Below are 19,299 nucleotides of genomic sequence, written 5' to 3' on the forward strand. Positions count from 1 at the left end.
AACTAGCATGGGATTGAAAATCCCGCCTAGCACGTTTCACTCCTAGCGTGAAGAGCAAGCTACGAGCACGTTAACACTTCTAGCACACTGCGTTCCTAGCACGCGTACGCTCCTAGCAGCTAGGCGTGCTAGGAATGATTTTCAATCATGTGCTAGGAATCAAATCTTTGATTTGATGTGCTAGGAGCTAAATCTCCGATTTAGTGTGCTCGACGCTGTTTTTCATCTTAGCTTGGTTAGTGAGGAAATTTAGGTGTTGTGGATATGGCCGCAGAATATGGGCGTTAGAGAGGAGTTTTGAGTGAGTATCCGGAGTAAAAAAGAGAGCAACGAGCACGAAAAGCAAGCGACGAGCACATTAACATTCCTAGCACGTTGCACTCCTAGCACGCATACGCTCCTAGCAGCTAGGCGCAACCTACGGTTGCTTGCTAGGAACGATTTTCAATCGTGTGCTAGGAATTCAATCTTTGATTGAATGTGCTAGGAGCTTTCAGAACTAACCACTGGTTAGTTCTGGAAGAGTGCTTCTATGCTTAGATTTTGCGATGACAAAATGTCGCGAAGGCGTTTTAGGGCCTCGACCTGAATTTGTCTTACGCGTTCGCGGGTCAGGCCGATTTCCATGCCGACGTCTTCTAACGTGGCGGGCTCGTAGCCGAGCAGGCCAAAGCGGCGGGCGAGGACTTCGCGTTGTTTGGAGTTCAGCTCTTCGAGCCAGTGAACGATGTTTTCTTTGATGTCACTGTCCTGAAGGTCGGATTCCGGGCCCTGGCTTTTTTCATCGGCAAGTACATCAAGCAAGGCTTTTTCCGAGTCGCCGGCAAATGGTGTGTCTACCGAGGTAATGCGTTCATTAAGTTTCAGCATTTTTGAAACATCGGCAACCGGCACATCGAGTTTGGTGGCGATCTCTTCAGCGGTGGGTTCGTGGTCGAGTTTTTGTACCAGCTCACGAGCGGCGCGCAAATAGACGTTAAGTTCTTTAACCACATGAATCGGCAGACGGATGGTACGAGTCTGATTCATGATAGCGCGTTCGATGGTCTGGCGAATCCACCAGGTGGCGTAGGTTGAGAAACGGAAGCCCCGTTCCGGGTCAAATTTTTCAACGGCGCGAATTAATCCTAAATTCCCTTCTTCAATAAGGTCAAGTAAGGGCAAACCACGATTATTGTATCGTCGGGCGATTTTAACGACTAGCCGTAAGTTACTCTCTATCATCCTCGCTCGCGAGGCTTCGCAGCCTTTTAGCGCTTTACGAGAAAAATAGACTTCTTCCTCTGCGGATAATAACGGGGAAAAACCAATTTCACTTAAATACAACTGCGTTGCGTCTAAGCTGGCGCCCGAATCTTCCGATTTTATGGTGTCTTCCTTGGCGGTCTTGGCAGTAGTTTCGGTTACGTCCTCAACAACCGCATCGATGCTTTTCGTCTTACTCATCAATATCTCCCAATACTAATCGTAATTATGTCTAGGTGTTATTCACGTTCTACCTCTGTTTATTAACGCTTTGGTAAATACCTGGTGGGATTTACCGATTTGCCCCGAAATCGTATTTCAAAATGCAGCATGGTCTTATCTGTGCCGGTGCTGCCCATTTTCGCGATAACCTGTCCTGCTTTGACGGTTTGTTGTTCCTGAACCAACAAGGTGTCGTTGTGTGCATACGCACTCAGGTAATCATCACTGTGCTTTATAATTATTAGATTTCCATATCCTCGCAAGGCGTTACCGGAATAGACGATAAGTCCGTCGGCGGAGGCTTTGATTTCCTGGCCCCTAACGCCGGCAATGTCGATGCCTTTGTTACCTTGCTTTGCGCTCGAAAAGCCAGAGATGACTCGTCCTTTGGTGGGCCAAAGCCAGGAATCGACCTTGGAACTGATGGACGGCACTTTTACACTGGTTATTTTTTCGTCACTTTTGTTAACATACTCCTTCGAATTTTGATTTGCAACTACTTTTGTTGGAGGTTTTTGTGGATTTTTTATGACAGTATTATTTTTTGCGGTTAAGCCTTTATTTGTCGGAGCTGGCGCCGGTTTTGTGATTTTCTTAACCGGCGTTAACGACAAAATTTGCCCGGGAAAAATGCGATAAGGCGGCGCCAGGTTATTAATTGATGCCAGGGTATTCACATCATTGCCAGAGCGCCAGGCAATAGAATATAAGGTTTCACCGGCCTGCACTTTATGGCTGCTGGCGGACAGGGTGTTTTTGTCGTTGTAATTGGTAGGAACGGAGCCGCCAAGGGTTACCACCTGCGCCGGTTGATGGCGCTCGGCACAGGCACTCAACACTAAGGTTGATATCAGCGAAATGATGAAGCGTCCCTTTTTCAACAACAAGTTTTATACCCTGTAATTTGAATTCATTGATGTTTATGACCGTTATTGTAACGGTTAGCGCAACAGAAAATAAAGTATTACGATCAAGGCGACTAATCCCCAGCCGATAGCATCGATGCTTTGTCGAAGTCTGGCTTCCATTCTCGGGCCGCCCCAGGCGATCAATCCGGCAACCAGGAAAAAGCGCATGCCACGGCCGACCGCCGAGGCAATCAAAAACGGAATAAACATCATTTGTAAAAAGCCGGCAGACAGGGTGAATACCTTATAGGGGATTGGCGAAAAGCCCGCCAGAAATACCACCCATACCCCGTACTGTTCAAACCAGGCCATCGCGTGTTCGAATTTATCCATGTAGTTAAATTCAATTAATAGTGGTTGGATCAGTGGTTCAAACAGCATATAACCGAGAAAATAACCGACTACGCCACCAATTACCGATGAAATGGTTGTAATCGTTGCTAACCGCCAGGCGGTGTGCGGTTTCGCCAGTACCATCGGCGCCAGTAATACATCCGGCGGTATCGGGAAAAATACCGACTCGGCAAAGGTTAAAATCGATAACACCGCCGGAGCGAACTTATGTTGTGCCCACTTGATGGTCCAGTTATATAACGAGGAAAATATTTTCACAGTAAATCTCCGGGCACCAGAGGCACAAAGCGCACGGCCTCAACGGTTTGATAGTCAAAATTATTATTGTTGCGGGTGATCAGCTGTAAGGTTTGCTGAGTCTCCCCCACCGGGATGATCATTTTGCCGCCATCGCTGAGTTGTTCCAGCAATTGTTCTGGCACTTTTACCGCCGCGGCAGTAACGATAATGGCTTTAAACGGGCCCTTACTGGCCCAGCCACGCCAGCCATCGCCATGTTTCATCGCGACATTATGCAAGTCGAGCTTTTGTAATCGGCGCTTGGCTTGCCACTGTAGCGATTTAATCCGCTCCAGGGAATAGACTTTATTAAATAGCGTGGCAAGAATCGCGGTCTGGTAGCCCGAGCCGGTGCCCACTTCCAATACCTTATCGTTTTCTTGTGGATTATCGGAAACAATCAGCTCAGTCATTTTCGCGACAATATAAGGCTGGGAAATGGTTTGCCCCTGGCCAATTGGCAAAGCGGTATTATCATAAGCTTTATGAGCGAGGATTTCAGGCACAAACAAATGCCGCGGACAACGGGCGATGGCATCAAGCACCTTAGTACTTTGAATGCCGCTGGCCTGCAACTGTTTGGCGAGGATCATACCAGAGCGTTGTGATTTTCCGCTAAAAGATGATGACTTACTCATAGTTTCAGTTCATTCACCCATTCGGTCATTGGCATCAGGCTGCGATAGGCAGTCATATCAACGGTCAGCGGCGTAATCGACGCATAACCACGTTCGACCGCATCAAAATCCGTGCCTTCACCACAATCTAAGCCTGGCCCTAACGAGCCATACCAGAAAATATCGCGATTCCAGGGATCTTTCATTTTTTTCATGGTCTCCGCGCGATGACGATGGCCTAAGCGGGTAACCTTAATGCCTTGTAATTCTTCAATGGGCAGATCCGGGACATTGATATTGATGATTTGATCGGAATTAAGTGGGTGTTTAACCAGGCGCTGGATAAACTTGGCCGCGACTACGGCGGCGGTTTTAAAATGTTTGCTGCCGGCTAACGAGACAGCGATAGCCGGCAGGCCCATGTGTCGACCTTCGGTCGCGGCGGCAACGGTACCGGAATAGAGCACGTCATCGCCAAGATTGGCACCATGATTAATGCCAGCAACGACCAAATCTGGGGTACCATCAAATAATTGGGAAATGCCTAAATGCACCGAATCCGTCGGCGTGCCATTAACCGCCATATAGCCATTGGCCAGGGTTTCGGCTCTTAGGGGGTTTACCAGGGTTAATGAATTACTGGCGCCGGAACAGTTTCTGTCCGGGGCAATCACCTGGGTGGTGGCAAACTTGCTCAGCTCATCGTTAAGCACCTTGATACCTTTGGCGTTAACGCCATCGTCATTACTGACCAGAATTTTCATCATGCTGGGCTGTCTCCCTGATTGCGAAGTTGCTCACTGGCATCTCGGTATTGTAACAGTTCACGCAAAATGGTGGTGGCAAAACTGCCCGCCGGTAAACTAAAGGTCAAAGTAACCGTATCGCCATTAATCTGCATATCTGGATTACTTGGCATCAGGCGAATACGGCGACGTTCCTGCTTTAAACCAAAGGCTTCTAAGCCCTGGCAATAATCGTTGAACTGCTCCGCTAATCCCCGTTCCTGTTCACCGGTTGCGCCGCTGCTCATCGGCTCCCCCCTACCCCACATTGCTGCGGTGATATCGATATCGTGGCGGTTAAAGCGATCTAAAATATCATCCGTTAGCGCTTCGTTAAGCTCTTCGACGAGGAACACCGACTGACTACCGGCCATCATCATCACATCGCCAACTTGCACCTTATCAAAGCCTTGTTGTTCGATGCGCTGTTGAACCAGTTGGTTAAACAGGTACGAACGCACTGCCGATAAATAAAAACCACGCTTTTTCTTATCTTTAACTTTGGCGCCGGCAAACATTTCAGCAGCTTTGGTTAAATTATTGCCATTAATGCCAAAGCGTTGCTCGCCAAAATAATTGGGCACGCCTGTGGCACAAACCTGTTGCCAACGTTTTTGCAGATCATCTGTGTCGGTAACGTGGCGCAAAGTCAGTTCAAAGCGATTACCCGCCAGGGCACCGGTTTTTAACTTTTTATTGTGCCGGGTGTGACTTAACACTTCGACCCCGTCGATTTTTAAGTCACTGATATCATCATTGGGCTTGCCCGGCAGGTGAATACTAAAGTACTGCTCAGTTACCGCGTTCCTGTCTTTTAACCCGGCGTATGACACCTGCATGTCTTTGACTTTAAAATAACGCGCCAGCTGACGGGCGACAAAAGTGGTATTGGCACCGGTTTTACGAATATGCAAAATCAGGTGTTCGCCTTCACCGCTAAATTGAAATGGCAGGATCTCAAACACTTTAAAGTCGGCCATCTGTTCGCGGATCACGCCGGTCGCTTGCGGTGTCTGATATAAATACGCGAGAGTGTCAGTCATGTATTGGTCTCGTAATATGTCTAAGGCTTGTTATGTTTACTACTGGGCTTATGTTACTTAAGCCACATATGCTATTTAAGCCACGGTGCCAGCTTTTGGAGTATTAGCCGCAACAAGCTTGGTATCGGCTTGTACGGTTTCAGCATTTAATACATCGGCGCTAAGTAATACCACCGCGTGCACACTTACCCCTTCTTTGCGGCCAACATAACCAAGCTTTTCGGTCGTTGTTGCTTTGACGTTGACGTTATCGATGCTGGTTTGCAAATCGGCGGCTAAAATTTCGCGCATCGCCAGCAAATATGGGGCTATTTTCGGAGCCTGGGCGACGATGGTTAAATCGACATTACCTATGCTATAGCCTCGTTGTTGCATTAATTTGACGACGTGGCGCAATAAAATGCGCGAGTCGATATTTTCATATTCGGACTGGTCATCGGGAAAATGATTGCCAATATCACCAAGGCACAGGGCGCCAAGAATGGCATCACACAGGGCATGAATGGCAACATCGCCATCAGAATGAGCAATAAAGCCCTGGTCAAATTCGATTTTCACCCCGGCCAGGGTCAGCGGCCCTTCGCCACCAAATTTATGTACATCGAAACCATGACCTATTCGCATCTGCATCTGTGCTAACCCCTTATACTAAGCTTTTTCGTTAAAGCTTTTGCTTGAATTTCTGTTTGTCTGGTACTGCTGCTGAAGAATAAATTCCGCCAGGTGCAAGTCTTCTGGCTGGGTTATTTTGATATTGTCACTGCGCGCTGGGATCACATCGGCCGCATAACCACAGTATTCCATGGCCGACGCTTCATCGGTAATAACCGCACCTTCTTTAAGGCTCCGTTCAATCGCCGAGATTAATTCGACCGTGTTAAATAACTGCGGTGTTAACGCATGCCAGAGATTATCCCGCGCTTCGGTGTGTAATATCTGCTGCTGTGCATTGCTGCGTTTCATGGTATCACGCACCGGACTAGCGAGAATACCGCCACGCCCCGTCTGTTGATAATGTTTGATGAGGTTGGAGATATCCTCAAGGCTGACACAAGGCCTGGCCGCATCGTGTACCATGACCGCCTTAGCGTTGTTAGTATCGGGATTTTCGTTTACCGCCTTCAGCCCTGCTAATACCGAATCGCAACGTTCATCGCCGCCAATAACAGTTTTAACGTTAGGGTTCTGAGCCAGCGGCAATGATTGAAAATACTTATCGTCCGGGTGCAGGGCAAGAATCACCTGGCTGATATTGTTATGGCTGAGCAGGCGTTCAACCGTGTGCTCTAAAATGGTTTTGCCATTAAGGCGAAGATATTGTTTAGGAATGTCGCTGGCCATGCGTTTGCCAATACCAGCGGCGGGTACCACGACCGGTACCTGAAGATTATCGTCGTTTTCAGTCACGATTAGTTCTCTTTGGGGATGACCCGGAAAAACACTTCGCCCTCTTTGATCATGCCAAGTTCATTACGGGCGTTTTCTTCAATGGCTTCAAGGCCATTTTTTAAATCATCAATATCCGCATAGAGCAGCTTATTGCGCTGCTCAAGCTTCAGGTTCTGCTCACTTTGATGGGCCACCCGCTCTTTCAGGGTCAGATAATCACCAATACTGTTTTTACCAAACCACAACCGGTGCTGTAACAGCAGCACTAGGATGATAAGGATGGCATTGATGAGTTTCATGAAGTTACAGGCCGTTAACAGAGTTAAGGAGATAATAGCAAGGGCAAGTCAAAATGAAAATCGTTTTGACGGTGGAGTCGAAACTTTGTTTCGAGGGTTATAGCCATGGATGGCTGGTATACCGAAAATGCAGGAGCAATTTTCGGTGGAGTTGACGGACAACGTCAAGGGTGGAGTTGTAGCTTTGCTACAAAGGTGGAGTCAAGGCTATGCCTTGATGGTGGAATTGACGGACAACGTCAAAGGTGGAGTTGCAGCTTTGCTGCAATGGTGAGTGTTGCGTTACGGCTTCGTCAGTTAACGTTCAGGTATTTACCTCCACTCCCAACCTAGCGCGTCATTCCCTGCCACGACAGGGAATCTAAGACTAAACTGAATATTCTGGGCATGAAAAGGAATTCATCGATGAAACAACCAGCTGTTTACATAATTACCAACACCAGCCATTCCGTTATTTATATAGGTGTCACCAGTAATTTGCCACAACGGATGTATCAGCACAGGCAGAAACTTATTGATGGTTTCTCCAGTAAATACAACCTCGTGAAATTGGTTTATTTTGAAGCCTTCGACGATATGGTCAATGCGATTACTCGGGAAAAGCAATTAAAAAAGTGGTCACGTTCGTGGAAAGATGAATTGATTGGACGTTTGAATCCTGAATGGAGGGATTTGTATGACGACATTCTTTGACGGTCTCGGGATTCCGTTTATAACTTCGTCATCTCCTTGTAAAAGGAGATCTCTACACGAAACTTTATGGCTGAGATTTCCTGTCGTAGCAGGAAATGACGGTTAATGGTTGAGCTGGAATTGACTAAAAACCGGAGGTCTAGGGTTTCAAGTTTCAGGATTCTGACATTTTTAAATGCTCGCATCTAGGCCGCTCCCCCTCCTGAAGGCGAAGCCTGAGTCCTGCCCGCTAACCCAATCGTCATCTCCTTGTAAAAGGAGATCTCTAAACAAAACTTTCTGGCTGAGATTTCCTGTCGTAGCAGGAAATGACGGTTAAGGGGCACAGACTAGAGGTGATTTTGTGGTTTTTAGGAAATGACGGTTAAGGGGCGCAGACTAGAGGTGATTTGTGGTTTTTAGGGAATGACGGTTGGGGTTTGGGACGAAAATGCCGCGTTGGTTTGCAGGAATTGCATAGGCTTTAGAAAACTTATAATCGGTACCCTAAACTCAACGCTGGCTTTTTCCTGAGTTCTTTTGTTTAATTACTAGACAATAATGACAAAAAGGTTTGGCATTGGTTCGAAGTTTAAGAACCACATAACATTGATTCATGGAACAGGATTCTATTTGGCAGGGGCCACAAACCCATCCGCATTTTCATCAGCTTTGTCACGCACTCTATGAACGTGAGATTAATAAATTGTCTGCGTTGCCGATTGAAAGTGCCGCTCCCATTCAAGCCAAGTTAAAAAGTTTGAGTCATTATATTTCCCGCACCGCCTATGCCTTATTAAACGTGGAAGCGCCTATCAGCATTGACTATCAAAATGCTGGCTGGGCTTCTCGCCAGGCACCGAAAATTCCGATCGATGAGCAAACTGACGTTCAAATTAGTAAATGGTATCAGGGTAAATATATCTGTCTTGGGTTAGTGATCCCAGTTTATCAAAAGCGAAACGGTGTAGAGAGTATAATTCTTGACTGCATCGATAGAATCGATACGGAGAAAGGACTGATTCGCTGTAATTATTCGGGCCGTTTTCTTATCGGCACGGAGGATGGAGATACAGTGTTGACTAACTCTAAGGGATTTCGTTTGTTAAAGCCGAATCGAAAAGTCATGCTTGCCGCCTGCAGCGGCCATCGCTGGGTTGGGCGACAAAAGCTACAACCACAGCCATTGGAATTACGCGAGCTTCTGCTTTCAGCACAAATTAACTGGCAAAACTTTAAAAAGGTTTTACCAGCGATGAAGTATTAGCTAGCTCAGATATAGCTCCCCTTATCTCGTCATCACCTTTTGAGCCGTCATCACAGAAAATTGCTCCTCGATAACTGCTCCTGCGTTATTCTACCTGCGTACTTCCATGTATTAGTGCGTTATTCTACCTGCGTATATCCTTGTACTTGTGCATTTTCTGCATACAGAGCATCCATGCCCATATCCTTGTAAAAGGAGATCTCTAAACCAAAGCCAGTAATTGAGATTTCCCTGTCGTGGCAGGAAATGACGGTTAGGGTTTGTTTGAGAAATAACGGTTTGGGATTGTTTGAGAACGGAGGCTTAGGCCGTATTTGAGAAGTGGCGGTTGAGCTAACGCGAGATAAGTTCTGTTGCAGTTCCACCTTCGAAATGTCTTTTGTTTCGAATCCACCTTCAAAATGCTGTCCATTTTGATTCCACCAGCGGAGCTTACCTCTTAAAGCAAAAAAGCTCCCGTCAGGGAGCTTTTTCAACGTCGGGCTACTGCCCCTTTATCTCAGAGCGGCCATTGTAAACCGCTTCATCACCAAGGAATTCCTCGATGCGTAACAGCTGGTTGTACTTGGCTACACGGTCTGAGCGACACAGGGAACCGGTTTTGATTTGACCGGCGGCAGTACCAACGGCTAAATCAGCGATGGTGGCGTCTTCGGTTTCACCACTACGGTGTGAGATAACCGCCGTAAAGCCGGCGTCTTTCGCCATCTTGATCGCGTTCAGGGTTTCAGTTAACGAACCGATTTGGTTGAACTTGATTAAGATCGAGTTACCGATACCGTTATCGATACCACGTTTTAAGATTTTGGTGTTGGTTACGAATAAATCATCACCCACTAGCTGTACTTTGTCACCAATCTTGTCGGTTAAGATTTTCCAGCCATCCCAATCGCTCTCATCGAGACCGTCTTCGATAGAGATGATCGGGTAACGATTAGCAAGGTCGGCCAGATAGTCCGCAAAACCTTCGGAATCAAACTGCTTACCTTCGCCAGCTAAGTCGTAAACACCATTTTTGTAAAATTCAGAAGATGCACAGTCTAATGCCAGGGTTACATCTTCATTCATCTTGTAACCGGCGCCTGCAACAGCGGTTTCGATAATCGCTAACGCTTCTTCGTTAGAGCTTAAGTTAGGCGCAAAACCACCTTCATCACCAACGGCGGTGTTCAGGCCTTTCTTGCTCAGCTCTTTTTTCAACTGATGGAAGATTTCCGCGCCCATGCGCAACGCTTCACGGAAAGACTTAGCGCCAACCGGCTGTACCATGAATTCCTGAATATCAACGTTATTATCGGCGTGCTCACCACCGTTTAAGATATTCATCATAGGTACTGGCATCGAATACTGGCCAGGTGTGCCGTTCAGATCGGCGATGTGCTCGTATAATTCCACACCTTTATCATTTGCTGCTGCTTTTGCAGTTGCCAAAGATACCGCCAGAATTGCATTAGCACCGAAGTTTTCTTTGTTTTCCGTGCCATCAAGGTCAATCATGATCTGGTCGATTTGTGCCTGTTCTAAGGCATTCTTACCCATCAAAGCTGGAGCGATTTTTTCATTAACGGCGGCAACGGCATTCAATACGCCCTTACCTAAATAACGGTTTTTATCACCGTCACGCAATTCCAATGCTTCACGGGAACCTGTCGATGCACCAGACGGAGCACAGGCACGACCAAAAGCGCCAGATGCTAAGTGTACATCTGCTTCTACTGTCGGATTTCCACGCGAGTCCATAACCTCACGGGCGATCACTTTAACTATCTCTGACATTTCAACCTCTTTATTTTCAATAAAAAAGCCGCAGTTTAGTTGGATAAACTGCGGCTCGCTTTAAGTTTGTTATTTTTGCTGACTTTTCTGGTGTTCAAAGGCTGCAGCAATAAAGCTTTCAAATAATGGATGGCCGTCCCGTGGTGTGGAGTTAAACTCCGGGTGGAACTGACCGGCCACAAACCAGGGGTGTTCTGGTATTTCGATGATTTCCACCAGCTTCTTGTCGGCGGATAATCCCGAGAATACCAGTCCGGCATCACTCAATTGCTGACGGTAATTATTGTTTACCTCATAGCGGTGACGGTGACGCTCATAAATGCTCTCGCTACCGTAAATTTGTTCGGCTTTGGTGCCGGCAATCAGGTGACATTGCTGTGAACCCAGACGCATGGTACCACCAAGGTCGGAGTTTTCATCACGGGTTTCAACCTGGCCTTCTTCATCCAGCCACTCTTCAATAAGGCCAACCACCGGGTATTTGGTATCGGCATCAAATTCGGTTGAGTGAGCACCTTCAAGATTGGCCACATTACGGGCGTATTCGATTAGCGCTACCTGCATGCCTAAACAGATACCAAAATATGGAATGTTGTTTTCACGGGCATATTGGGCGGTCAGGATTTTTCCTTCCACACCCCGGGCACCAAAGCCACCAGGTACTAAGATCGCATCGACACCTTCCAGGGCTTCTTCACCTTTGCTCTCGACGCTTTGTGAATCGATGTATTTGATATTGACGGTTAACTGGTTTTTCAGGCCCGCATGTTTTAATGCTTCGTTAACCGACTTGTAGGCATCCGGTAATTCAATGTATTTACCCACCATGCCAATGGTCACTTCGCCCTTCGGATTCGCTTCCTGGTACAACACTTTTTCCCACTCGTGCAAATCAGCTTCCGGGGCATCAATACCAAAACGTTTTACTACCAGCTCATCGGTACCCTGGGATTTTAACAGGGCCGGAATTTTATAAATACTGTCAACGTCGCGCATGGAAACAACCGCACGCTCTTCAACGTTGGTAAACAGGGCAATCTTGGCACGCTCATTCGCCGGGATCACGCCTTCACTACGACAAACCAGAATGTCCGGGAAGATACCGATAGAACGCAGCTCTTTCACCGAGTGCTGGGTTGGTTTGGTTTTGATCTCACCGGATGCGGCAAGATATGGTACTAACGTCAGGTGCATGTACATGGCGCGATCACGACCCAGTTCAACACCTAGCTGACGAATCGCTTCTAAGAACGGCTGGGATTCAATATCCCCTACTGTGCCGCCAATTTCTACCATAGCAATATCAAAGCCTTCAGCACCTTCAATCACGCGACGCTTAATATCGTTGGTGATATGAGGGATAACCTGGATGGTAGCACCTAAAAACTCGCCGCGACGCTCGCGGGCCAGGATATCCTGATAAATGCGACCGGTGGTAAAGTTATTACGCTTGGTCATTTTGGTGCGAATAAAACGCTCGTAGTGGCCCAGGTCCAAATCGGTTTCAGCACCGTCGTTGGTGACGAAAACTTCACCATGCTGAATTGGGCTCATCGTACCTGGATCGACATTGATATATGGATCAAGTTTTAGCATGGTGACTTTTAAGCCACGCGCTTCCAGAATTGCCGCCATAGATGCTGCGGCAATTCCCTTGCCCAGGGATGAAACAACCCCGCCAGTTACAAAAATATATCTTGTTGTCATGTGAAACCCAGATGTAAGGAAAACAGTAAAGTATTTGTGCTAACAGTGTAGCAGGACGGGAACGCATTGTAGCAAAAGCGGGGCGGGACAACAACGGGATTTTCAGTCTTCAAACGCTACCGGAATTCGGTGGCGTTTGGAGACTGGAAATCCCGAGGTGGAATCAAGGCGGAGCCTTGAAGGTGGAATTGAAGCTTTGCTTCAAAGGTGGAGTCAAGGCAAGCCTTGAAGGTGGAGTTGACGTATAACGTCAAGGGTGGGTTACTCCGGAGTCGCGTTACTATGTACCGTTTTCTCTGGTCTGTGCGCTGTTTTGCTGATGCAGCTTAGTTCTTTAATAAAATTTAAGAAGAGAATGAGAACTAGAGGATTCGTCATGTACCATGAAAAACTTAATGTTTGGCAACGCAGTTGTAATTTGTCTGTGGAAATTTACCAGTTAACGAATGCATTGTCTGATTTTGGTTTTAGAAATCAGATCACACGAAGTAGCTTGTCAGTTGCCAGTAATATTGCGGAAGGAATTGAGAAACCAACCATTAATGACAAAATAAAGTTTCTCTTCATTGCTAAAGGTAGTTTAGCGGAATTAAAAACCCAGCTGGTCATTGGCGAACGGATTGGTTACCTGAGTAATCAGCATGTGGCTAAATACAAACAGGAGACAGAGGAGCTGGATAGAATGCTGAGTGGATTGATTAAGAAGGTGGAGTCTCGACGCCAGGCGTCATCGAAGGTGGAGTCAAAACGGAAAGCGTTTTGAGGGTGGAGTTGACGGAATCGTCAATGGTTGCACTTCTCCACCTGCGCTAGCCTCCACCTTAAAACACGACACCGAGAGTGGTTTACTCCACCTGCGCTAGCCTCCACCTCAAATCACGACGCAAGGGAGTGATTTGTTACACTTCGCCGTTCAATGTCGCAACTAAACTTCTCGAGCCACCATGGTTACGATGTTCACAAAGGTAAATTCCCTGCCAGGTACCGAAAGCAAATCTACCGTTGGTAATCGGGATGGTTAACTCACAGCCTAGTATTGAGCTTTTGATGTGCGCCGGCATATCATCCGGGCCTTCATAATCGTGCAGATAATAAGGCTGATTTTCCGGTACAAACGTATTGAAGTGACTTTCCAGGTCTTGTCGTACCATTGGATCAGCATTTTCATTAATGCTCAGTGATGCCGAGGTGTGCCGTAAAAACAGGTGCAACATTCCGACCTTGTAATCGCCTATTTGCGGTACCTGAAAGTAGATATCATCAGTGATTAAATGAAAACCACGCGTCTTCGGTGCAAGCTGAATAATTTGTTGTTGCCACATAAAAACAAGAAAGTAAGTAAACTTGAACTCATCATACGCGAAAAACACTGTCGAGGGTGGAGAAAATACTCTCGCAGTCGTATTTTGGAGGTAATCTATCGATGGTGGAGTAAATGCTCCCTTGCGTCGCATTTAAGGTGGAGGCTACCGCAGGTGGAGAAAATACTTTTGCTGTCGTATTTTGGAGGTAATCTACGATGGTGGAAGTGGAAGATTGCCAAGTTACACTTCCACCTTCAAAATACGGTTCATTTTGATTCCACCTTCGAATTGTATTCTGATTCGATTCCACCTTCGAATCGATTTCTGATTCGATTCCACCTTCGAATCGATTTCTGATTCGATTCCACCTTCGAATCGATTTCTGATTCGATTCCACCTTTGAAGCCCTGCTTCAACTCCACCTACGTAGTATCCCTCTACAACCTGGAGCACGACGTCAGTCTTGCTCCAGTAGCTGAAAGACGCGCAAGGTTATCGCATCTTTTTCCTTGTTGTAGCCAAGTTGGGTGGTGAGTTTGTTCAACACTTCGGTTAAGTGGTTAACAAAACGGCCGTAGCCACGATGGCTGCAGTTATGTTCGCTGGCAACAAACACCAGGCGAATGGTATCGACCAGCTTACTGGCATCCCACTGGCTAACCAGCTGGCCACTGAACGCACTGGTGTTAAAACCAAGGTTAAGCAATTCGCCTTCTGGAATCACAAAATCCTCATCGCTTTGCCTCACAATCGGTATTTTGCCATTTGCCACCATCGCCAGGTGATTAAGATTGTATTGTCGCGCTAAGTTAGTGAATGAATCGGCTACCAGGGTATAAAGAGGATTGAAAGGATCCGCTGCCTGGGTGTCGATTTCACTCTGATTTAACAAGTTTCGGGTTACCGGCAGGCTGGCCACTGCAAACGTCATGGCGCGGCTTTTCGCCGGCAGGATAAAACCTTGCTGTTGATAGCGTTTGGCAATCGGGCGAAAACCGTGAGTGACGGTTTTCTTATCGCCCTTATGAGCCTCAAATACATCGTAAGTCAGGTGTTGAAAGTCTTTGATTTTCATATCGCCTGCGCTAATGCCCTGCCCCTTGGCGAACTCACTCATTAGCCGGGTGACCTGCTGATGAAATGCTGGTGCCTGATGGCGAATATCGTCACCAGTGGCGAGAAACAATAGCTGGATTTTCTTAGACCAGTGTTGCTTATCGTAATAATGCTGACGGCCATGATGGGTATTGGGGTTGTAGAGGAAAATTAATTGTTGCTCAGTTTCAACCACCTGCTGCTCCGGCGAGTACATTACCCGGACCAGCTTATTACAGGCGATAAAGCTGACATTTTCGACCTGATGGTTTGCGCAACATTGAAAAAATGCGGAGCTTAGCGCCTGATAAACCCGTTCAGGAGTAATGCTCTCGGCGTTGTCTCGCATGCGGCGGAACAAGTGTTCGGGATTAATTTCCACCAACAGATACTGATTTTCCCGCGCGGATGCGGGTAAATACACCTTATGGGCGGCGCTGCGCTTACGGATCAAAGACATTCGAGTGTGGCGTTGTAACATAGTAAACCTACCGTGCAGATTGAAAAACCAAGGTCACTTTAAGCAGGAAATGTGAAGGTAAAATGATCGAGAAGTGAAAGAATTGTTACAACAGGCAAGTGAACACTCACCTGTTGGTTTAAGAGGTAATCTACGATGGAGGAGAAAATACTCTCGTTGTCGTATTTTGGGTGACAGCTGACACGGTGACAACGAAGAGCCTTATTTATAGCTGCTAGCACATTAACATTCCTAGCACACTGCGTTCCTAGCACGCATACGCTCCTGGCAAAAGCATTTGCCTTTCGAGGCCTGAATTCTCCTACGTCATCCCCTTGAAAAAGGGGATCTAATGCATCAGCTCAAGTTTGAGATTCCCTGTAGTATCAGGGAATGACGAGTTTTTTTTAAAGCTGCGCGCACATTTCATTTCTAGCAATGTCACGTCTATAGGGTACACAATCGTAGACGATTAAAGCTTTCGGTACACAATCGAAGATTGTTCCGAGTACGTGATGAACAGCATCACTCCGGGTACATGAACCGTAGGTTCATTCCGGGTACGCAACAAACTGCGTTGCTTCGAGTGAAATTGCTCTAACCCGAAACAAAATCTCTGATTTTGTGTACCCGAAGTCAATGTCATTTATTGACGTACTCGAAGCCAATCTTTTCGATTGGCGTACTAAAAACCTGAATGATTTTAACCATTCAGGTTTTTGGCTTGTTGCCACAACTGTTCTAGTTGCTCCAGGCTGGCGGCCTTTATGTCTTCGCCGGTATCGAAAAAGTGTTGTTCGATGTGCTGGAAGCGGCGGGTAAATTTTTGATTGGCCTGGCGAAGGGTTTGTTCCGGGTCAAGTTTGGCGTGACGGGCAAGGTTGACCACGGCGAATAATAGATCGCCGATTTCTTCAGCAACCGCATCCTGATCGATCGGCTCAGCATTTAGCTCGGTGGAGATTTCGTCACACTCTTCTTTGACCTTTTCCAGCACGTCGTGGATATTGTCCCAGTCAAAGCCAACATGGGCACAACGTTTCTGGATTTTAGCGGCTTGTGATAGCGCCGGCAGGCTGCGGGGAATATCGGCGAGCATACTAAGCGATGCCTGCTCGGCTTTTTGCTGCCTTTCTTTCGCCTTTTCCGCTTCCCAGTTTGCTTTGATTTCTGCCTCACTGGCAAGATTCATATCGGCAAAGACATGGGGATGACGACGGATCAGTTTTTCACAGATATGGCTTACTACCTGATCAAAATCAAACAGTGCCTGTTCTTTGCCAAGTTGCGCATAAAAAACGACCTGGAACAGCAAATCGCCCAGTTCTTTTTCCAGCTCGACAAAATCATTGTTTTCAATCGCCTCGGCTACTTCGTAGGCTTCTTCCAGCGTATATGGCACAATCGAGGCAAAGTTTTGTTTCAGATCCCAGGGACAACCACCTTCTGGATCGCGAAGTCGTTGCATAATCCAAATCAGCTTTTCCACACTCGCCGGGGCGGACAACATAGTAAACTCCCTAAAATAAATAAGTCTGAGTAGTTACCCGAGTAACATAGAGCCTGCTGCTTGCAGCCTGCAGCCTGACGCTTCGGTAGCCGGCAAAGCCGGCTACCGCCTAATCCTATTCACACTGACCACATCGTCCAGTTGCCGGATTTTAGCAAACAGGCGCTCGAGCACCGAGGTATTGGCCAGCTCCAGTTTAAAGAACATCAGGTTTTGGTGCAGTTTTTTATCATTGTTCGATGACATATCCAGCACATTGATTTTTTCATTAGCAATAATCGTGGTGACGTCGCGCAACAGGCCCTGGCGTTCACCGGTAATGATCTGAATCATTACCTGATAACTGGCGTTCTGGTTTTCGCCCCACTGCACATCAATCAGGCGCTCCGGGTGCTGTTGTTCGGCGTGAAGTAACTGCTCACAATCGCTGCGGTGAATGGAAATTCCCCGCCCCTGGGTAATAAAGCCACTAATGGCATCACCCGGTACCGGCTGACAACACTTGGCCATATGGGTTAACAGGTTACCGACACCGGAGACGGTAATACCATTTTTATCAGCCTTCGACTTACTGCTACTTTTGATCACCAGTTTCGGATCGACTTCATCCTGAGGCTGTTGTTTTTGCCATTGTCCCTGCAACTGGTTTATTACCTGTGCGGCTTTAACATGCCCGGCACCAATGGCGGCATGTAAATCTTCCAGCGACAAGACATTAAAGCGCTTTAATACCGGTTCATAATCTATTTCAATCTGATCAAATTTTTGTAACTGGCCTTCAAGCTGTTCCTTGCCCTGTTGCACATGTTTATCTTTATCCTGAAGTTTAAAGAAGTGCTGAACCTTGGCTCGGGAACGAGCGGTATGCAGGTAGCCCAGGCTTGGATTTAACCAGTCGCGGCTGGGGCTGGGTTTCTTCGAGGTCAGGATCTCGACCTGCTCACCGGTTTTCAGTTTATAGGTAAACGGCACAATGCGACCGGAGACTTTAGCACCGATACAGCAATGCCCCACATTCGAGTGAATGTAATAGGCAAAATCCAGCGGTGTCGAGCCATTGGGCAGGTCGATAACATCACCATTAGGGGTGAACACATAAATGCGATCTTCGAATACTTCATTGCGAAGCTCTTCCACCAACTCGTCAGAGCCAGCCACATCTTCCTGCCATTTCAATAGCTTACGCAACCAGTTAATTTTATCATCGAAGCTGCCCTTGCTCTGGCCGCTGCCTTCTTTGTAGCGCCAGTGGGCGGCGACACCGAGCTCCGCATCATCATGCATTTGCTGGGTACGGATCTGAATTTCTACCGACTTGCCTTCCGGGCCAAGCACCACGGTATGGATTGACTGGTAACCATTTGGCTTAGGGGTTGCGACATAATCATCAAATTCACTGGGCAGGTGTTTCCAGCTGGTATGGACAACCCCAAGGGCGCCATAACAGTCCTGCAATTTGTCGACAACAATGCGCACCGCGCGCACATCAAAGAGCTGGTCGAAATCCAGACCCTTTTTCTGCATTTTGCGCCAGATACTGAAGATATGTTTAGGGCGGCCATAAACCTGACCGCTGATGCCCATCTGATCGAGTTTGCCCTGGATATTATTAACAAAATCTTCCACATACTGCTCGCGATCCAGGCGTTTTTCATCAAGCAATTTAGCAATGCGCTTATAGGTTTCCGGGTGCAGATAGCGAAATGCTACGTCTTCGAGTTCCCACTTTAATTGCCCGATACCCAGACGGTTGGCAAGCGGTGCATAAATGGTCTGGGTTTCCCGGGCGGCGATAACCCGGGTTTCTTCATCGCTTTTTTTAATTTCCCGTAAATTACAGATTCGCTCGGCGAGTTTTATGACCACCGCGCGAACATCTTCGACCATCGACAATAACATTTTACGGATGTTATCAATCTGGCCACTGGCAAACTGGGTACCGCTGGGTTGTTGTAAACTGCGAATTGCATCCATCTGGCACACCCCATCGACCAGGGTATGAACGGAACTACCGTACTCGGTTTCAATATCGGATAACTGCAAAAAGCCCTGTTCAACTAATGGTACTAATAGTGCAGCTTTTAACGAATCCTTATCCATGTTCAGGCCAGCGAGGATTTCCACCATTTCTAACGCTTTCACCTGGCAAGGCAAATGCTTGCTGTACAGGTGATGGTTCTGTTGCCAGGTTGCCTCCAGCGCTTTTTGCTTAGCGGCGCTCAGGTGCAACTCGGCCAACCAGGCATCAAAACTGGCATTGCTCATTTGGTGAGATTTTCTGACAGAAACCATTAAACTTCCCTTTGGTTAAGTATTGAAGCATAACGCTTCAATACTGTTCTGAAGGTGGAACAAACCACTCCCATG

Annotated in this window: 19 protein-coding genes; 3 read left to right on the top strand and 16 right to left on the bottom strand. The window is 47.2% G+C overall.

Annotation, left to right across the window (positions count from 1 at the left end):
* Nucleotides 1-510 precede the first annotated feature (510 nt).
* From rpoS to ftsB, 9 genes are all read right to left on the bottom strand, one after another.
* Nucleotides 511-1,446, bottom strand: coding sequence for an RNA polymerase sigma factor RpoS (rpoS, locus tag E8M12_RS05880; protein WP_136735164.1), 936 nt, complete (start codon nt 1,444-1,446; stop codon nt 511-513).
* A gap of 62 nt (nt 1,447-1,508) precedes the next feature.
* Nucleotides 1,509-2,354: a peptidoglycan DD-metalloendopeptidase family protein gene (locus E8M12_RS05885; protein WP_246034031.1), complete on the bottom strand. Its 846-nt coding sequence runs from the start codon at nt 2,352-2,354 to the stop codon at nt 1,509-1,511.
* Nucleotides 2,355-2,408: 54 nt separating this feature from the next.
* Nucleotides 2,409-2,987, bottom strand: a complete 579-nt coding sequence (locus E8M12_RS05890; RefSeq protein ID WP_136735165.1) for a YqaA family protein — start codon at nt 2,985-2,987, stop codon at nt 2,409-2,411.
* The gene (locus E8M12_RS05895; RefSeq protein ID WP_136735166.1) at nt 2,984-3,646 is read right to left on the bottom strand and encodes a protein-L-isoaspartate(D-aspartate) O-methyltransferase; all 663 of its coding nucleotides are present in this window, start codon (nt 3,644-3,646) and stop codon (nt 2,984-2,986) included. Before E8M12_RS05895 ends, E8M12_RS05890 begins: the two co-directional genes overlap by 4 nt.
* Complete coding sequence (surE, locus tag E8M12_RS05900; RefSeq protein WP_136735206.1) at nt 3,643-4,389, bottom strand: 5'/3'-nucleotidase SurE; 747 nt, start codon at nt 4,387-4,389, stop codon at nt 3,643-3,645. The genes E8M12_RS05895 and surE overlap by 4 nt, the downstream gene beginning before the upstream one ends.
* Nucleotides 4,389-5,453, bottom strand: a complete 1,065-nt coding sequence (gene truD, locus E8M12_RS05905; RefSeq protein ID WP_136735167.1) for a tRNA pseudouridine(13) synthase TruD — start codon at nt 5,451-5,453, stop codon at nt 4,389-4,391. The genes surE and truD overlap by 1 nt, the downstream gene beginning before the upstream one ends.
* A 75-nt stretch (nt 5,454-5,528) precedes the next feature.
* The gene (gene ispF / locus E8M12_RS05910) at nt 5,529-6,077 is read right to left on the bottom strand and encodes a 2-C-methyl-D-erythritol 2,4-cyclodiphosphate synthase (RefSeq protein ID WP_136735207.1); all 549 of its coding nucleotides are present in this window, start codon (nt 6,075-6,077) and stop codon (nt 5,529-5,531) included.
* Between the two features lie 24 nt (nt 6,078-6,101).
* Complete coding sequence (gene ispD / locus E8M12_RS05915; protein WP_136735168.1) at nt 6,102-6,860, bottom strand: 2-C-methyl-D-erythritol 4-phosphate cytidylyltransferase; 759 nt, start codon at nt 6,858-6,860, stop codon at nt 6,102-6,104.
* A 2-nt stretch (nt 6,861-6,862) separates the two neighbouring features.
* Nucleotides 6,863-7,141 carry a cell division protein FtsB gene (ftsB, locus tag E8M12_RS05920; protein ID WP_136735169.1) on the bottom strand — a complete coding sequence of 93 codons (279 nt, stop codon included), beginning with the start codon at nt 7,139-7,141 and terminating at the stop codon, nt 6,863-6,865.
* 405 nt (nt 7,142-7,546) lie between these two features.
* Between ftsB and E8M12_RS05925 the strand changes: the two genes are divergently transcribed.
* Together E8M12_RS05925 and E8M12_RS05930 are read left to right on the top strand one after the other, a co-directional pair.
* Nucleotides 7,547-7,834 carry a GIY-YIG nuclease family protein gene (locus E8M12_RS05925; protein WP_136735170.1) on the top strand — a complete coding sequence of 96 codons (288 nt, stop codon included), beginning with the start codon at nt 7,547-7,549 and terminating at the stop codon, nt 7,832-7,834.
* Nucleotides 7,835-8,429: 595 nt separating this feature from the next.
* Nucleotides 8,430-9,080 (top strand): hypothetical protein, encoded by a 651-nt coding sequence (locus tag E8M12_RS05930; protein WP_136735171.1) that lies wholly within the window; start codon nt 8,430-8,432, stop codon nt 9,078-9,080.
* A gap of 119 nt (nt 9,081-9,199) precedes the next feature.
* Here E8M12_RS05930 and E8M12_RS05935 read toward each other — a convergent pair whose 3' ends face one another.
* The 3 genes from E8M12_RS05935 to pyrG form a co-directional block, all read right to left on the bottom strand.
* A complete protein-coding gene (locus E8M12_RS05935) occupies nt 9,200-9,556 on the bottom strand; it encodes a hypothetical protein (protein WP_136735172.1) in 357 nt (118 codons plus the stop codon).
* A gap of 7 nt (nt 9,557-9,563) precedes the next feature.
* Complete coding sequence (gene eno, locus E8M12_RS05940; RefSeq protein WP_136735173.1) at nt 9,564-10,856, bottom strand: phosphopyruvate hydratase; 1,293 nt, start codon at nt 10,854-10,856, stop codon at nt 9,564-9,566.
* A gap of 69 nt (nt 10,857-10,925) precedes the next feature.
* On the bottom strand, nt 10,926-12,563 hold the full coding sequence (gene pyrG / locus E8M12_RS05945) for a CTP synthase (protein ID WP_136735174.1): 1,638 nt from the start codon (nt 12,561-12,563) through the stop codon (nt 10,926-10,928).
* Between the two features lie 376 nt (nt 12,564-12,939).
* Between pyrG and E8M12_RS05950 the strand changes: the two genes are divergently transcribed.
* Nucleotides 12,940-13,326: a four helix bundle protein gene (locus E8M12_RS05950; RefSeq protein WP_136735175.1), complete on the top strand. Its 387-nt coding sequence runs from the start codon at nt 12,940-12,942 to the stop codon at nt 13,324-13,326.
* A gap of 136 nt (nt 13,327-13,462) precedes the next feature.
* Here E8M12_RS05950 and E8M12_RS05955 read toward each other — a convergent pair whose 3' ends face one another.
* The 4 genes from E8M12_RS05955 to relA all read right to left on the bottom strand — a co-directional run bounded on the left by E8M12_RS05955 (nt 13,463) and on the right by relA (nt 19,224).
* Entirely contained in the window at nt 13,463-13,885 is a 423-nt protein-coding gene (locus E8M12_RS05955; RefSeq protein ID WP_136735176.1) for a secondary thiamine-phosphate synthase enzyme YjbQ, read from the bottom strand.
* Nucleotides 13,886-14,324: 439 nt separating this feature from the next.
* Nucleotides 14,325-15,443 carry a DUF3083 family protein gene (locus E8M12_RS05960; RefSeq protein WP_136735177.1) on the bottom strand — a complete coding sequence of 373 codons (1,119 nt, stop codon included), beginning with the start codon at nt 15,441-15,443 and terminating at the stop codon, nt 14,325-14,327.
* Nucleotides 15,444-16,125: 682 nt separating this feature from the next.
* On the bottom strand, nt 16,126-16,932 hold the full coding sequence (gene mazG, locus E8M12_RS05965) for a nucleoside triphosphate pyrophosphohydrolase (RefSeq protein ID WP_136735178.1): 807 nt from the start codon (nt 16,930-16,932) through the stop codon (nt 16,126-16,128).
* Nucleotides 16,933-17,034: 102 nt separating this feature from the next.
* The gene (gene relA / locus E8M12_RS05970; RefSeq protein WP_136735179.1) at nt 17,035-19,224 is read right to left on the bottom strand and encodes a GTP diphosphokinase; all 2,190 of its coding nucleotides are present in this window, start codon (nt 19,222-19,224) and stop codon (nt 17,035-17,037) included.
* Between the last annotated feature and the right edge of the window lie 75 nt (nt 19,225-19,299).

Source organism: Thalassotalea mangrovi, assembly GCF_005116735.1.
Taxonomy (GTDB): domain Bacteria; phylum Pseudomonadota; class Gammaproteobacteria; order Enterobacterales; family Alteromonadaceae; genus Thalassotalea_A; species Thalassotalea_A mangrovi.